The organism is Stappia taiwanensis (genome assembly GCF_014635285.1).
GTDB lineage: Bacteria > Pseudomonadota > Alphaproteobacteria > Rhizobiales > Stappiaceae > Stappia > Stappia taiwanensis.
This window is the reverse complement of record NZ_BMCR01000003.1, coordinates 12,881-27,332: the sequence shown is the minus strand read 5'-3', so window position 1 is coordinate 27,332 and position 14,452 is coordinate 12,881. Positions and strand designations below refer to the sequence as shown.

At 63.5% G+C, this 14,452-nt stretch carries 13 protein-coding genes; 4 read left to right on the top strand and 9 right to left on the bottom strand.

Going from position 1 to position 14,452, the window contains the following annotated elements:
- Window positions 1-27 precede the first annotated feature (27 nt).
- The 4 genes from IEV83_RS07530 to IEV83_RS07515 all read left to right on the top strand — a co-directional run bounded on the left by IEV83_RS07530 (window position 28) and on the right by IEV83_RS07515 (window position 4,074).
- Window positions 28-1,134: an ABC transporter substrate-binding protein gene (locus tag IEV83_RS07530; RefSeq protein ID WP_181760857.1), complete on the top strand. Its 1,107-nt coding sequence runs from the start codon at window positions 28-30 to the stop codon at window positions 1,132-1,134.
- 80 nt (window positions 1,135-1,214) lie between these two features.
- Window positions 1,215-2,204: an ABC transporter permease gene (locus tag IEV83_RS07525; RefSeq protein ID WP_181760858.1), complete on the top strand. Its 990-nt coding sequence runs from the start codon at window positions 1,215-1,217 to the stop codon at window positions 2,202-2,204.
- Entirely contained in the window at window positions 2,201-2,992 is a 792-nt protein-coding gene (locus IEV83_RS07520) for an ABC transporter permease (protein ID WP_181760859.1), read from the top strand. Before IEV83_RS07525 ends, IEV83_RS07520 begins: the two co-directional genes overlap by 4 nt.
- The gene (locus tag IEV83_RS07515; RefSeq protein ID WP_181760860.1) at window positions 2,989-4,074 is read left to right on the top strand and encodes an ABC transporter ATP-binding protein; all 1,086 of its coding nucleotides are present in this window, start codon (window positions 2,989-2,991) and stop codon (window positions 4,072-4,074) included. Before IEV83_RS07520 ends, IEV83_RS07515 begins: the two co-directional genes overlap by 4 nt.
- Window positions 4,075-4,164: 90 nt before the next feature.
- Here the strand turns inward: IEV83_RS07515 and IEV83_RS07510 are convergent, their stop codons facing one another.
- From IEV83_RS07510 to IEV83_RS07470, 9 genes are read right to left on the bottom strand one after another with little or no spacing between them, the layout of a single operon-like run.
- Window positions 4,165-4,995 (bottom strand): 4'-phosphopantetheinyl transferase family protein, encoded by an 831-nt coding sequence (locus tag IEV83_RS07510; protein ID WP_181760861.1) that lies wholly within the window; start codon window positions 4,993-4,995, stop codon window positions 4,165-4,167.
- Between the two features lie 13 nt (window positions 4,996-5,008).
- Window positions 5,009-6,211, bottom strand: a complete 1,203-nt coding sequence (locus IEV83_RS07505) for an acyl-CoA dehydrogenase family protein (protein WP_181760862.1) — start codon at window positions 6,209-6,211, stop codon at window positions 5,009-5,011.
- The gene (locus IEV83_RS07500; protein WP_181760863.1) at window positions 6,192-7,268 is read right to left on the bottom strand and encodes a C45 family autoproteolytic acyltransferase/hydrolase; all 1,077 of its coding nucleotides are present in this window, start codon (window positions 7,266-7,268) and stop codon (window positions 6,192-6,194) included. Before IEV83_RS07500 ends, IEV83_RS07505 begins: the two co-directional genes overlap by 20 nt.
- Window positions 7,252-7,872, bottom strand: a complete 621-nt coding sequence (locus IEV83_RS07495; RefSeq protein WP_181760864.1) for a GNAT family N-acetyltransferase — start codon at window positions 7,870-7,872, stop codon at window positions 7,252-7,254. Before IEV83_RS07495 ends, IEV83_RS07500 begins: the two co-directional genes overlap by 17 nt.
- Window positions 7,869-8,135, bottom strand: a complete 267-nt coding sequence (locus tag IEV83_RS07490) for an acyl carrier protein (protein WP_181760865.1) — start codon at window positions 8,133-8,135, stop codon at window positions 7,869-7,871. The genes IEV83_RS07495 and IEV83_RS07490 overlap by 4 nt, the downstream gene beginning before the upstream one ends.
- Window positions 8,132-9,673: an AMP-binding protein gene (locus IEV83_RS07485; protein ID WP_181760866.1), complete on the bottom strand. Its 1,542-nt coding sequence runs from the start codon at window positions 9,671-9,673 to the stop codon at window positions 8,132-8,134. The genes IEV83_RS07490 and IEV83_RS07485 overlap by 4 nt, the downstream gene beginning before the upstream one ends.
- On the bottom strand, window positions 9,673-11,721 hold the full coding sequence (locus IEV83_RS07480) for a class I tRNA ligase family protein (RefSeq protein WP_181760867.1): 2,049 nt from the start codon (window positions 11,719-11,721) through the stop codon (window positions 9,673-9,675). Before IEV83_RS07480 ends, IEV83_RS07485 begins: the two co-directional genes overlap by 1 nt.
- Window positions 11,721-12,800: an NAD(P)/FAD-dependent oxidoreductase gene (locus tag IEV83_RS07475; protein WP_181760868.1), complete on the bottom strand. Its 1,080-nt coding sequence runs from the start codon at window positions 12,798-12,800 to the stop codon at window positions 11,721-11,723. Before IEV83_RS07475 ends, IEV83_RS07480 begins: the two co-directional genes overlap by 1 nt.
- Complete coding sequence (locus IEV83_RS07470; protein ID WP_181760901.1) at window positions 12,797-14,080, bottom strand: lysine N(6)-hydroxylase/L-ornithine N(5)-oxygenase family protein; 1,284 nt, start codon at window positions 14,078-14,080, stop codon at window positions 12,797-12,799. Before IEV83_RS07470 ends, IEV83_RS07475 begins: the two co-directional genes overlap by 4 nt.
- Between the last annotated feature and the right edge of the window lie 372 nt (window positions 14,081-14,452).

The following is a 14,452-nucleotide window of genomic DNA, read 5'->3' as shown; positions in this document are numbered from 1 at the left end:
AAGAACCGTTCAGAAGGAAAAACCGACATGACCAAACTCTCGCTCAACCGCCGTCACCTGCTCAAAGCCGCCGCGATCGGCTCGGTGGCGCTCGCCAGCCCGGCCTATCTGCGCCGCGCCCATGCCTCGGGCGGCGAGGTCAACATCTGGACCTACAACAACTTCGTGCCGGAGAGCTTCAAGAAGCAGTTCGAGGCCGACACCGGCATCAAGGTCAACGTCCGGCTCGTCGACGACCAGGGCAAGCAGTTCAACCTTCTGGCGGCCGAACAGCCGAACCCGACCGTCGACATCATGACGGTGGCCGGACACCGCTTCCTGCAGTTCATCGACAGCGACCTGCTGGCGCCGCTCGACACCGGCCGGCTGAAGAACTGGGGCAACATCAACCCCACCTTCTCCGAAAGCGACTGGTCGACGATCAAGGGCAACAAGTGGGGCGCGCCGATCCTGTCCGGCATGGAGGTGCTGTCCTACAACACCGACTATGTGTCGGCGGAGGAAGCCCGCACCTGGGACACGCTGTTCTCGGAGAAATACGCCAACCAGACCGCCTATATCATCCAGGACATGATGTCGATCATCATGCTCAAGATGGGCTATGACGGAAACATGGTGGCCTACCTCGACAAGCCCGAGGAAGCAGCGCGGATCGTGGAAGAAGCCAAGCAGTTCCTCATCAAGCACAAGCCGCTGGTGCGCAAATACTACGATGGCGGCGCGGAAATCCAGCAGATGTTCGTCAACCAGGACATCGTCCTCGGCCATTCCTGGAACGGCCCGGCGGCCGCCCTGATCAATGACGGCTTCCCGCTGGACATGACCATTCCGAAGGAAGGCTCCTACGGCTTCGTCTACACCTACAACATCGCCAAGAACGCGCCGAATGCGGACAATGCGTACATTTTCCTCGACGCGATCCTGTCGTCGCCGGAAATCGGCGCGGCGATGACCAAGGCCTCCGGCTACATCTCCACCTACAAGGACGCCTCCAACCATCTGACGGATCTGGAGAAGAAATCCACGTCCTTCACCGATGAGGAGCTGGCCTCGCTGCAGTTCTTCCGGGCCGAGGCCAACAAGATGAAATACGGCCTGATCGACCCGGCCGTCGAAGCCATCAAGGCCGCCTGACCCTCCGGCTTATCGCTCCAATTCCCACCCCCGGGCCCTTTTCGGGGGTGGGCGGTCCGCTTGAGGAGAAAGGGACCCTCATGAGTTATGACGCCGCATCCGCGCGGAACGAGCGCGCTGCGAGCACGTTGCGGCAGGCCGATCGCACCTTCTGGGGGCGCCTCGTCAACTGGTCGCCCTATCGCGCCTTCGCCGGACTGGTCGCCGCCTCGCCGCGCCGCCAGTTTCTGATCCTCGCGCTCTTCCCCATTCTCTGGGTGCTGACCCAGCATCTCGGCCCGATGATCCAGATGGTCGGCGTCAGCTTCACCGACGCCTATCCGGTCGCCGCTGGCACCGAGCAGCATCTGACGCTCGACAATTACGCCCGTTTCTTCGGCGACAGCATCTTCTGGATGCCGTTCTTCCGCACCCTGTTCTTCGCCGCCACCTTCACCTTCTGCACGCTGATCCTCACCTATCCGGTGGCCTATTACCTGGCCCGGCACGTCAGCCGGAAGAACCAGATGCTGATGCTCTTGCTGTTGCTCATCCCGTTCTGGGTGGGCGAGATCGTGCGCACCTACGCCATCATGATCCTGCTCGGCAACACCGGCGCGGTGAACCTTCTGTTGCGCAGCATCGGACTGATCGACCGGCCGATTCCCTTCATGTACACCAGCTTCTCCATGGGCATGGGCATCGTCTACCTGACCGCGCTCTACATGCTGCTGCCGCTTTACTCGGCGCTGGAGAAGCTGCCGAAAAGCTACAATGAGGCGGCCGCCGATCTCGGCGCCGGCGCCTGGACCCGCTTTCGCCGGGTCACGCTGCCGCTGACCATCGAGGGCATTTCCTCCGGCTGCACGCTAGTGTTCCTGATCGCCACGGGCTTTTACGCCACACCGGTCCTGCTCGGCGGTCCGTCCACGACGGTGTTTGCCGAGACCATCGCCGGCTTCTTTCATGTCGCCGGCGACGAGTGGCCGACGGGCGCGGCCTTCGCCACCATCATGTTCGTCTCCGCGCTGATCGTCACCGTTGTGTTCCAGCGGCTGATGAGCGCCTTGCGAAAGGGGGACGTGAAATGAACCGGGGCAACCGCGTTCTTCTCTCCTGCGTCTACTGGGCCTTCGTGCTTTATGTCTTCGTGCCGCTGATCCTCATGGTTCTGGTCAGCTTCAAGGACAGCAAGTTCATCGGCTTCCCGATCCGCTCCTGGACCTTCGAATGGTACACGGGCGTCTTCGCCGACGCGCAAGTGCTCTCCACCTTCGGCTATTCGGTGGTGATCGCCGTACTGTCGACGGCGATCTCCGTCGTCGTCGGCACCTGGATCGCCGTGCTTCTCGAAGGCCGGCGCTTCTGGGGCCGGGCGGTGATCTTCGGCCTGACGGTGTTGCCGGCGCTGGTCCCGGGCATCATCTCCGCGATTGCCTTCCGCATCTACGCGCGGGGCCTTGGCATCGAGCCGGGCATGGGGGCAATCGTCTGGGCCCATGCGGTCCACAACGTGCCCTTCGTGGTGCTGGTTGTGATGGCGCGCCTGTCGACCTTGCCAAAGAGCCAGATCGAAGCAGCGCGCGACCTTGGCGCCGATCCGCTGATCGCGTTCCTGCGGATCACCCTGCCCTATCTGGTGCCCGCCATTCTCGGTGCCTCGATCTTCTGCCTGCTGCTCAGCTTCGACGATTTCGTCCGCTCCTTCTTCCTGGGCGGCTATGAGCCGACCTTGCCGGTTCTGATCTTCGCCAAGCTGCGCTCCGGCATGTCCCCTGAAATCAACGCCATCGCGACCGTGGCGCTCATCCTGACGGCGGTCGTCGGGATCTGGGCCGAACGGTTCACCCGCCGCCTGAAGAAGGAAACCGAAGGATGACCGTTCAAGATCCTCTCGTGCGCATTCAGGGCATTTCCAAAAGCTTCGGTGCGGCCGTCGCGCTGGAAAACCTCGATCTCGACATCGCCCGCGGCGAATTCGTCACCTTCCTCGGCCCGTCGGGCTGTGGCAAGTCGACGACGCTGCGCATCCTCGGCGGCTTCCAGCAGCCGGATCGCGGCCGCATCCTGCTCGACGGCGAGGACGTGACGCGCCTGCCGCCGGAAAAGCGCCATGTGAACATGGTGTTCCAGGACTACGCTCTGTTCCCGCATATGACCGTGCGCCAGAACATCGGCTTCGGTCTGGAATTGCAGGGGCTCGACCGCGCATCGATCAAGCGGCGGGCGGACGAGATCATGTCCTTCCTGGAGCTGCAGCCCTTCGCCGAGCGCTATCCGGCGCAGCTTTCCGGCGGACAGCGGCAGCGGGTGGCGCTGGCGCGGGCGCTGGCGCCCGATCCGGCCCTGCTTCTGCTCGACGAACCGCTCGGGGCGCTCGACGCCAAGCTGCGCGGTCAGGTGCAGCAGGAGCTGAAGTCGATCCAGCGGCGCACCTCGAAAACCTTCTTCTTCGTCACCCACGACCAGGAAGAAGCGCTGACAATGTCCGACCGGATCATCGTCATGAACCATGGCCGGGTCGAGCAGGACGGCACGCCGGAGGAGCTTTATTTCCACCCGGCGACCCGCTTCGTCGCCGAGTTCATCGGCGAGACCAACCTCTTGACCGGCAAGGTGCGCGGCGTCGACAGCGATGCGGTGGTGATGGACTGGTGCGGCCAGACCCTGCGCGGCCATGCCCCGGCGGGCGCGCCCCGCACCGGCGACGCGATCACCGCCTCGATCCGTCTTGAACGCCTCGGCTTTCACGCCCAGCGCCCGGACACACCGAACGCCCTTCAGGCCCGGGTGGTCGGCAAGACCTTCCTTGGCAGCCGCATGGCGGTCGATCTGGAGGTCGCGGAGGCGGAAGGAGCGCGTCTCAAGGCCTATGTGGACACCGATGTCGGCCAGTCCGTCGGCGAAGCGCCGGTGTGGATTGGCTGGGACACGGACAGCATGGCGGTCCTCAGGGACTGACGCGCCATCGACACCAGACGCCGGACCCATCGGGTCCGGCGCTTTCGCGACGGCAACCTTCTCGGCCCGCGAAACCCATCATTGCCCCAGCTACACTATGCGTCTGCCGATGGGCGGAAGCCGTCCGGATGCCAAAGCAACCGCCTCCATGGGCAGGCGGGGTCGCTCCATCGTCGTCGGCTCGCAGGCAAGCGAGACATGCACGCTGCCGAACGCACCGGAGACGAAGCGCCAGCGCTCCGCCGCCCCCAGTTCCGCATCGTGAAACGCGACCCTCGCAGGCGTCGCGCCGTCGAAGGAGAAGCTCTTCAGCGGTTGCGCGAAGCCCTTGCCGATGGCCTTCACAAAGGCTTCCTTCAAGGTCCACAGGGCGGTGAATTCCGAGTTCGTCCGGTGCTGCGGCAAGGACCGCAAGCGCGCCGCCTCATGCGACGCGAAGAAGCGGTCGGCGATATCGAGCTGGGACCGCGACGGGTCCCGCCGTTCCGCATCGATACCGACCCTGAAGCCACGGGCGATTGCGGCTGCCACGAACCCGCGCGTATGGGACAGGGACACCGCGACATCCCGATGCGGGTGGGGCGAGACGATATGCGGCCGGCCGGCGGCGTCGGCGGAAATCGCCCAGGACCGGGCGGGCACCTGAAAGGTCCAGCTCAACAGATGCCGCAGGAGCCCGTGGGCAAGCACATACTCGGCGCGCAAGGCGGCAGACCGCAGCATCCCGGCCCGCCGCCGCTCCTGCGGATCGAGATCGGCCATCATGCGTGCAGTCAGCAAAGGTGCCAGATCGCCCAGATCGAGCAGTGCCACCCGCACGAATGGGCGCCGCCCCCGGAGCGGCGAAAATCCGCCCGACAGCGACCATCCGCCACTCACGCGGCCACCAGTGCCGGGCTGCTTGCTGACGCGATCCTGCATCAGGCAGCGCCTTCTAGCGAAGGCTTCCGGCCATGACCGCCTCGCTCAGGATGTCTTCCTGCACTTCCGACGCCCCCTCATAAAGCCGCAGGGAGCGGATCTGACGATAGAGGTTTTCCGGTAGGGATCCGGCCACCAGCCCGGCGGCACCGTGCAATTGCACACATTGGTCGACGATACCCTGGGCCGCCTCGGTGGCATGCAGCTTGGCGAGTGAGGACAGCGGGCTCTTGCGCGCGCCGCCCCTGTCCATCTCCCAGGCCGCTTCGGTCACGGTCAGTTGCGACAGGTGCATCGCGGCGGTCATTCTCGTCAGGATGCCGCGCACGGCAGGAATATCCGCAAGACGGCGCCCGGTTGCGCGGCGCTCCAGCACGTGGCCGCCGGCTTCGACCACCGCCCGGCGGGCAAAGCCGTTCGCGGCCGCACCGACGGTGATCCGGCAGCGCTCCAGCGTGTCGATGGCAACCGCAAGCCCCATTCCCTTATCGCCGACAAGCCGGTCGGCGGGAACGAAGAAATCATCAAATGCAATGTCGCCAAAGGGCCGGGGCGCAATCAGCTCAACCGGCTCAACCCGGCAGCCCTCGGACCTGGTGTCGGCGACGAAAAGCGTCAGGCCAAGCGGCCCCGTCCCCGCACCCGTCCGCGTCAGGACGACGACCTGATCGGCAATATCCGCGTTGGCGATCCAGCTCTTCTGACCGGTCAGGCGGTAACCGCCCTCGGTTTCCACGGCCTGCAGACCGATGGCGGAGATATCCGAGCCGCTGTCACGCTCGGTGAGCGCGAAGGCCCCGATCTCCTCGCCGGAACACAACCGGGGCAGGATCTCGGCGCGGTGCCTGTCGCTGCCCCACAGAGCCAACGGCAGGGCTGCGAGGATCTGAATGGAAAACGCATAGTCGAGAAGATCGTGGCGATAGGCAAAGGCCTCGCGAATGAGGCAGAGGCTGCGGGTGTCCGCCGGGGCTTTGAGCGCCAGCGAAAACCATCCGCCCTGTCCCAGAAGGCGGGTGAGCCGGCGGACCGCCTCGGACGGCGGCAGATCCAGCGCCTCGGCGATCTCACGCTCCGCGTCTCTTGCCCAGTCGGACAGGCGCCGCGTCAGCGCCTGGTGCTCGTCGCCGAAAAACGGCAGGTCGGCGCGATCCGCCGCGAGCCAGTCACCATCTTGCGCGTGGCCGGCCTTGCGATCAGGCGTTTGCACATTCATGTCTGTTCTCTCCCCAGCCGACCATGTCGAAGGACGCGGTCGGTGCGCCGAATGGATCGCCCGCCCGGACGTGAAGGCTCCTGTTCACCGGATCGAGGACAACGGAGGCCACCGTTTTTTCAACGGCCCTGTTGCCGCTGTCCTTCACCCGGACCGGTTCCGTGCTGAACAGGTCGAAATAACTTCCCGGCTCCCGATTGGCGTCATGAGAGGCCAGCCAGTCCCGGCAGGCTTCAAACCGCTTGCGCGAGCCGTTTTGCGCAAAGATGTTCAGTTCGTCATGCGGCGCGAAAGCGGGATCGAGGAAATGATTGGTGTGGGTCAGTTCCGCGCCGCGATGCACCGCCAGCTTCCCCTCCATCGCCTCGACAAAGGCGGCGGCCTTGCCGTCGCACAGCATGAAGCAGCGCGAGCTGGCAAGATCGAGCTCCTGAAGGCAGGCGATGGCCTCTTCCACCGAGCCGCAGGTATCGAGCAGGTGGCGGATCGCCAGATAGGGCGGCAACCCGGGCCGCCAGTCGCCGGCAAGCACCAGATTGAGGCCAACGGCCAGACCGCGATCGTTGACACCGAGATAGCCGAGCAGCCCGGTGAAACTCATCACCAGCGCTCGGTGCCCGCTTGCCGCGTCTCGAACCTTCAGGAGGGTGACCTGATCGTCGAGATCGCCGGCAAGGTCCACCGTCTGGCCGATCACCGCCCCCTCGCCCGTGCGGGCGAAGGTCGTGCAGTCGCCGGAGGTGTTGAACCGGCTGAACCCGGCCAGTTCCCTGCGGACCTGCAAGAGCACGGCCTCGTCCATCGAGATCCCGGCGCCTTCGCTCAACCCGGCGATTTCCCGGTAGAGCTCCGGCGTCTCCCGTTCGATCGCCGCGCCATAGGCGGCGATGTCCTGGCCAAGATCCGACAACCGAATGTCCGGCCCAAGGAAGGTGTCGAGACGGGCCAAACCATCGTCAAGGAACGCAGCGATGCGGCCGGCCGCCTGCCGGCCGTGCTGCTGCCCCCGGGTCAGAGGGCAGCCATCAAGCGCAATGACGTCAGGCAGGCTGGACATCGCGGGCACCCTCGACACGGTCCTGCCCGAGCAGCAACGCCTTCACCCGGGGCCATTCATCCGCGAGAATCGAATAGAAGATCGCATCCCGGCGCCGACCTCCCGGCATGAAATTGAAACTGCGCAACACGCCTTCCTCGGTGGCGCCGATGTTGCGCAGCCCCTTGCGGGCCTGCTCGTTCAACACGTCGGTCTTGAACTCGACACGGGCGCAGCCCAGCGCCTCGAAGGCATGGGTCAGGAGGGCGAGCTTGGCGTAGCGGTTGAGGCCCGCGCCGCGATAGTCCCTGGACAGCCAGGACCAGCCGATTTCAAGCCGCAGATCCGCCTCGGCGAGATTGCCGAAACACATGCTGCCGGCCAGCTTTCCGGTTTTCTTGTCGAAGATCATGAAGACCGCGCGCCGGCCCGCCGCGATGTCGGCCAGCCCGGTTTCCACGAACCGGTCGAGGTCTTCCTCGCTGTCGATCCGGGCGACGAAATAGCGCCAGATATCCGGATCGAACACGATCTTGGCAAGCTCGGCGCGATCCGAAGCCTGCAAGGGCCGCATGAGAACACGCTCGTTTTCAAGCGTTTGACTGAACACGGTTTTCCAGGTCATGATGCCACCCCCTCCCGGGCCTTTTCGAAGGCGCGGATCAGATCGCCCGCGCTGTTGATGCCTGCCAGATCTCTTTCATCGAAGCTCGACAAGGTGACCCCGAGCTCCTTGCAAAGGGTCGTCATCAGCAAGATCATCTTCATGGACGAAATGCCGAACTCCTGCTTGAGATCGACGTCAAGGTCGATGCTGTCCGGCGCGATCTGAGCGGGCTTCGCCGTCGCCGCGATGTGATGCCGTATGGTGGTTTCAAGCTCGCTCATGACTGGTCTCCATACGCCTGTTGAATTTCCTGATCATAATGTTCGGTGATGGCCCGGCGGCGCAGTTTTCCCTGCGAGGTCAGAAGGCCCGCGCTCTCCGAAAAGCCATCGGCGACGGGGATCACCAGTTCGACGGCTTCGGATCCGAAGCCGCGCGTGGCTTGCTGGACGGCGCGCTTGACCACGTCCGGATCGGTCCCCGGCACGGGACAGACCAGGCAGGCCAGAACGGGGCGCCCGGTGCCGAACACCATCGCCTGTTTCACCTCAGGCAGCCTGAGGATGGCCTCTTCAAGCGGGCGCACCGAGACCGTCTTGCCGTTGGCAAGCACGACCACGTCATCGGCGCGGCCCATCACATAGAGAAAGCCCTCGTCATCGATGTAGCCGAGATCGCCGGTCGCCACCGATCCATCGGCCATGAACACCTTCTCCGAGGCGCCCTCCGGCGCGAACAGATAGCGGGTGTTCACCGGGTGATCGCGAAAGACACGGATCTGGCCCTCCGCGTCGATCTCGACCCGAACGCCGTCCAGCGGCTTGCCGACACTGCCGCGCTTGTGGGCGCCGGGGTGGTTCTTGGTGGTGATGCAGGTCTCGTTGAGACCGTAGCCTTCGAAGATCGGCACCCCGCAGGTGACCTCGAAGAATTCCAGCGTGTCGGGCCGCGCGGCGGCGGACCCGGTCCAGAGATAGCGCAGGCGGTCGCCCAACACATCGATCGCCGAAGCACGCGGCGAGCCAGCGCCCGCCGACATCTCGATGTATTCCTTCAAGGTGTCGAAGAAGGCGGGCACCCCCATGATCACGGTGGGATGCTCCCGCTGGATCGCCTCCAGCGCGAGCCGGGAGTCGGTGATCACGATATCGTGCCAATAGAGAATGGCCGAATAGACCCAGTAGCGTTGCTGCAGCAAGGACAAGGGCAGGAACACAAGGAGCGTATCGCCCGGCCCGTGCGAAAACAGCTTCTGGGTCGAGCGAAGGGATTGCTCAATGCTGCCGACGGTGGCGCCAAGCCCCTTGGCGATCCCCGTGCTCCCGGAGGTGAACTTGATGGTGCTGATATCCTCCGGGGCATAGGCAACCGGCTCGGCACTGTCCCCGTCCCGCTCCTTGCCCGCTTCCTCCAGCACCCGCTCGATGGGCAAGACGTGGTCTGCGCCCGATTGCGGGCTTGCAAGCCGCGCGTCCAGAAACAACCGCTTCAGACCGTATTTTTCCGCCAGATCGGTCTCTTGCGCAAAGGACGCGGGGTCGAAACACGCGGTCACGAGCCCCAAGCGGAGGGCGGCAAGATCGAGAAGGACATATTCGAGCCGGTTGGACGATAAAATGCCGATCCGATCGTGCTGCTCGAGGCCGAGGGATGTCAGCCAGGCGGCCACGCCTTCCACCATCCCCTGCAGGTCCGACAGGGGGATGGCCTCAGCTTCGGCGCCAAACCGATAGACGCTGAGCTTGTGCTCCGCGCTCCATCGACGCTTGAACAGAGCGTTGAGAAGCGCGGTCTCATGTGGCCAGGCCTTGATCGTCATCAGGCTGCATCCGTCACTTTGATCGGCGCGACGTTCTCGCCCACCTTCTCGGAAAAGAAGCGCTGGTCGCTCAAGGTGACCCGATTGCCGGCGGGCAAGAGCTCGATGGTCCGCGGCCAGACGCTGGCCGGATCAAGCCCCAGCCCCTTTCTCAAGGCTTCGGAGAAACGCGGCGTCAAAGGCGCGGTGGCATCGGCGAGAAGGCGCGCTGCCGCCAGTTGCAGGGCGAGCGTCGTTCTGTGGCGATCCGCAGCGGCGGCGTGGCCCGCCAGATGCCGATTGCCCTTGGCAAACCTGATGGTATCGCGCACCAGGGTGCGGATCGTCTCGGCGGCCTTGTTCAGCGAAAAGCCGGCCGAGCCGTAGCAGGTTTCGATCTGCTGGCGATGCTGCTCCAGCAGCTGCAGGAACGCCTGGTGATCCACACTCCAGTCGCCCGCGTCCGGCGCCACGCCGTCATGGCGCTCGAGCACCTCGTCTCCAAGGGCCTGAAGCCAGCCCTGCCACTCCGCGATCAGCTCCCGGTTTGTGGCCTGCAAGGCGCTCACCGAGAAATTCGTGCGCTCGACCTCGCCGCGCGTCAGCGCAAGGTGGAAGCGGACGCAATCGACCGTCTCGGGGGTCAGAACCTCCTTGCCCCAGACAGCCCGCTGCCGGCTGGTGGAGAATTTATCGCCCTCAAGGCACAGGAATTCATTGACGTGATACTCGATGTCCGCGTGCCAATCGGGGAAGGCGGCCTTGTAGAGCGCGGGGTAGAGGATCGTGTGGTAGAAGCTGTTGTCGTAGCCGAAGAAATGGACAAACTTCCAATTGTCCTGCGGCTCCAGCGCCTTCCAGTCGTGTCCGGTCCGCTGACCGAGCGCCTCGATCCCATAGAGAAAGCCGAAAGACATCTCGGGCCAGACCCAGAAGACCTGATCGGCCATGTCCGGATCGGTCGGCGAAATCCCCCAGGTCTGCGGGTGGGTGATCGGAACGTGGAACGCCTCACGCGCAAGCACCCGCTCGGCCAGAGCCTGAAGGCGTGCGCTGGCCTTGCTTTCCCGCATTGCGCCGAGGATATGATCGGCAAAGTCATTCAGGGTGATCGTATAGCGCTCGCAGGGGCGGACCACGGGCGTTGCCCCTGTCTGGGTCGAAACCGGGTCCAGCATGTCATAGGCCAGGTTCGGCTCGCCGCATTCCTCGCAGATGTTGCCGCCGGATCCAGATCCGCAGGTCGGGCAACGCCCCTTGATGTCACACTCATACAGATAGGCATCCGTCGTCGGATCGAAGGCCGCGCTGTCGGCTCGGCGCTGAACGCTGTCGGATGCGGCCACGCTCTGGAAAAATGCCTTCACCTGACGCTCATAGTCCGGTGCATGGGAGGTCAGCGTGAACTGGTCGATCTGAACGTCGAGAAGGTCGAGGGTCTCGGTGATCTCGCGGCTGAAATGGTCGGCGACCTCTTGCGGCGTCTTGTTCAGCTGCCGCCCCTTGGCGATCACGTAGCTCTGGAAATCGTCACTCCCGGTGATGTGGAAGGCGGTCTTGCCGAGCAATCGCTGGAACCGGGCAAAGACATCCGCCCCGAAATACGGTCCGGACAGGTGGCCCAGATGCAGATCGCCATTGGGCGTCGGCGGCGTGGAAAAGACGAAACACGGCGCCTCGGCGGCCGGATCCGTCGCCTCCTCCTGCGCCGAAGCCCCCTTCTCCGCTTCCGTCACTGCGGTTTTCGCGTCGCGCCAATAGGCGGTTGCGAAAACGAGTTTGCCGGATCCGGTATTGCGCAACACATGCTTGTCGAACGGGGAAATCGCGACGAGATCGCCCGGACCGACGGCAATCCTGTCCCCCCCGTCGGCCTCCACCACGCCATCGCCTTCCAGGATCGCGAACAATTCGCATTCATCGTGGCGGTGAAAGGCGGTGACACCCTCAGGTTCGATCACCCCATAGCCAGCACCGACGTCGGCCGTTCCGGAAAAGGCATCGACCGAAGCCATCTGGATCCCGAACGCGGGCAGAAGCGACTGGTCCTTCAGCTTGAAAACTCTCATCACACCATCTCCCGGGCAGGTACTTTCGCAATGGCCTTGAGCGTCTTGCGGGCAATGGCCGGCGCGAGACGGTAGCCCGATCCATTTGCCGCCCCGGCGAACACAATGCGCCCGGAGGACGTGACCGACGCGACGACGGGCGCGCCGGTTGCGCTATAGGCGTCGCAGAAAACCTGCCCGCCCCCGACGGAATCGCGCAGTTGCGGAGCGATCCGGGCCAGCACCGCCAGCGCCTCGGCGCGGTCCTCGGCGGTAATCGCCCCGTAGGAGTCTTCTGGCGTGACGTCCCACTTCTTGCGGGTGAAGCTGAACAGACGCTTGTCCCCCTTGCCCCAGGGCATGAAGAACGCGTCTTCGTCGAAGAACAGATCCACGGCCGGCACGGAGGACGCCTCCCGGAGGCCAGCCGCATCGATGTGAAAGGCAACGACCCGCTTGATCCGAATATCGAGATTGCGGGTGTAGGGCCGGAACACGTCCGAAAGCGCCCAGGGCCCGGGACACAGAATGAGATGGTCGGCGTCGATGCTGAGGCCGTCATGGGTCGACAGGGTGGCCTTCTCCGGCGTCTCCTCGATCTTCGCGATCTTCAGGCCGAAAAGCGTCCTCAGTCGCTCCCCCAGCGCCTCGCGGTAGAAGGCGATCAAAGCCGGAACATCGGCATATTGGGCGTCGTCCACCGTCCACACGCGGTAGTCCGCGTCCGCGGACGCAAGAGAACCGGGCTGCGCGTCCGCCGCCAGAGGCGTCACCGTGCTGGTGAACATGGACGAAAGACCGGCATGGTCCAGCTTCGCCGAATGAACGCGCAGCCCAAGCGGATGGATCGGCGCGGCTGGAAATTCCGCACGGAGGTCTTGATAGAATTCCTCGCTGTAGCGGCTCATCTCGCGCACGCGCGGATACCGGCCGAGCGGGAAGTGCAGCCCGGCGGAGCGGGCCGAAGCGCCGGATCCCGGAACATCCCGGTCAATCAGGGTGACAGAACTATCGGGGAACGCGCGGCAGACTTCCCGAGCCACGGTGAAGCCGATGATACCGCCACCGACGATGGCGAAGGACGGAGCGGTCGTCATCATGCCGACCTCCGCGCTTCGTCGGAAACCGAGGCGAGCGGCCCCCAGCACACCGCCGACGGAATGGGCTCGACCGACGCGGGGAAGCCGGTGATCCGCTCCACCATCTTGGCGCTGCGCCAGGCAAGCAGGCTCAGATTCGGATCGGCGAGCCCCTTCTGGCTTCGGCTGGCGTTGTGAATGAGGATCGCCCGGTTCCGTGGCCCATTCCAGAGAGCTGCGAAATTGTCGTCGACGGCAACCTCGTCGCCGCAATACTGCAGCCTTTCGGCAAGGTTATCCATGAAGTGAAGCGGTGCATTCCGGTAGCCGGTCGCCCAGATGACCACGTCGACATTCATCATCTCGCGGGTGTTGGCCTCGCCGTGAACGGTGCGCAGATTCCACCGTGGCCCATCAGGCGCGGCATGTTCGACGGCCCGGTTGGGCAACAGCTCGACGGTGTTTTTCGCCGGCCGGACAAAGCGGCGCAGATAAAGCCCCTGATAGATCTCGTTCAGGGTCGACATGGAAATGCCGTCGCTGGCCAGGACATTGTCCTTCAGGAACTGCTGCCGCGTCGTCTCGCCCAGAGAGGCGAAATAGTTCTGGTGGCACGGCATGAAGAGATCATTGGTGAAGGGCGAATCGTCCAGCGGCCAGAACCCGGCCCGGCGGGACACCCAGGAGACATGCGCGGGCGCATCCGCCCCCTCCCGCGACATCAGATCGAGAAAGATCTCGGCGCCAGACTGGCCCGAGCCGACGATGGCGACCCGCTTGTTCGCCAGCTTGTCCGCGTGCCTGAGGTAGTCGGAGCTGTGGAACGTGGTCTCGCCCAGGCTCCCGGCAACGAAGGCCGGAACCGAGGGAACCTTCCCAACCGCAACCGAGATGTTTTCCGCCCGCACGGTCCTTGCAGTGGTCGTGACCACGAAGTCGCCGTCGAAATCGATGTCAACAACCTCTTCGCCGAACTGGATGTTCTCGTTCTTCCGCGCCGCCCATTGCAGATACTGCGTGAATTCCTGGCGTGTGACCGCATCGAACCGGGCGTTCAGAAACTGGTAGGTACGACCATGCTCGTGCAGGTACCCCAGGAAAGAGAACGGGTTCGTCGGATCGGCCAGAGTGACCAGATCCTTCAGAAAGGACACCTGCAGGCTGGCATTGGGAAGCTGGAGGCCCGAATGCCAGGTGAATTCCTGGTCCTTTTCGAAAAACTGGCTTCGCACCCCTTTCGGATACACAAGGGACGCCAAACTAAGATTGGCCGGCCCCACACCGACACCGACGATCTGCATCTTCACGGCTGCTCTCCCCAAAGTTCGGCACGTTCCCATCGAAACAATAGCGGCCCAATGCAATCACAGGTTTTGTTATCTTAAATAACACCTAATGAAGTTATTTTAAGTCATGGCAGCTATTGATATTTCATGAATTACCTACGTCGTTCACTTAGATCGTATAACAATCCGCCGCTCTCAATCTCAACTCACATAATTAGTAGGTTTCGATAATACTAATTGATACTCATTTTAACTAGACAAAGAAAAATCAGGATATACGATAAAAGACACTGTCAAAAATGACAAATACATATAATTCAAAAAAAGTATTAGAAAAAATACCTACAAACATGCATATTACACGTGAATGTAACCTTTGGTTGAAAA

Excerpts from the sequence above, each read along its gene's own strand:
- IEV83_RS07530 (WP_181760857.1), top strand. The coding sequence starts at position 28 with ATGACCAAACTCTCGCTCAACCGCCGTCACCTGCTCAAAGCCGCCGCG.
- IEV83_RS07525 (WP_181760858.1), top strand. The coding sequence starts at position 1,215 with ATGAGTTATGACGCCGCATCCGCGCGGAACGAGCGCGCTGCGAGCACG.
- IEV83_RS07520 (WP_181760859.1), top strand. The coding sequence starts at position 2,201 with ATGAACCGGGGCAACCGCGTTCTTCTCTCCTGCGTCTACTGGGCCTTC.
- IEV83_RS07515 (WP_181760860.1), top strand. The coding sequence starts at position 2,989 with ATGACCGTTCAAGATCCTCTCGTGCGCATTCAGGGCATTTCCAAAAGC.
- IEV83_RS07510 (WP_181760861.1), bottom strand. The coding sequence starts at position 4,995 with ATGCAGGATCGCGTCAGCAAGCAGCCCGGCACTGGTGGCCGCGTGAGT.
- IEV83_RS07505 (WP_181760862.1), bottom strand. The coding sequence starts at position 6,211 with ATGAATGTGCAAACGCCTGATCGCAAGGCCGGCCACGCGCAAGATGGT.
- IEV83_RS07500 (WP_181760863.1), bottom strand. The coding sequence starts at position 7,268 with ATGTCCAGCCTGCCTGACGTCATTGCGCTTGATGGCTGCCCTCTGACC.
- IEV83_RS07495 (WP_181760864.1), bottom strand. The coding sequence starts at position 7,872 with ATGACCTGGAAAACCGTGTTCAGTCAAACGCTTGAAAACGAGCGTGTT.
- IEV83_RS07490 (WP_181760865.1), bottom strand. The coding sequence starts at position 8,135 with ATGAGCGAGCTTGAAACCACCATACGGCATCACATCGCGGCGACGGCG.
- IEV83_RS07485 (WP_181760866.1), bottom strand. The coding sequence starts at position 9,673 with ATGACGATCAAGGCCTGGCCACATGAGACCGCGCTTCTCAACGCTCTG.
- IEV83_RS07480 (WP_181760867.1), bottom strand. The coding sequence starts at position 11,721 with ATGAGAGTTTTCAAGCTGAAGGACCAGTCGCTTCTGCCCGCGTTCGGG.
- IEV83_RS07475 (WP_181760868.1), bottom strand. The coding sequence starts at position 12,800 with ATGATGACGACCGCTCCGTCCTTCGCCATCGTCGGTGGCGGTATCATC.
- IEV83_RS07470 (WP_181760901.1), bottom strand. The coding sequence starts at position 14,080 with ATGCAGATCGTCGGTGTCGGTGTGGGGCCGGCCAATCTTAGTTTGGCG.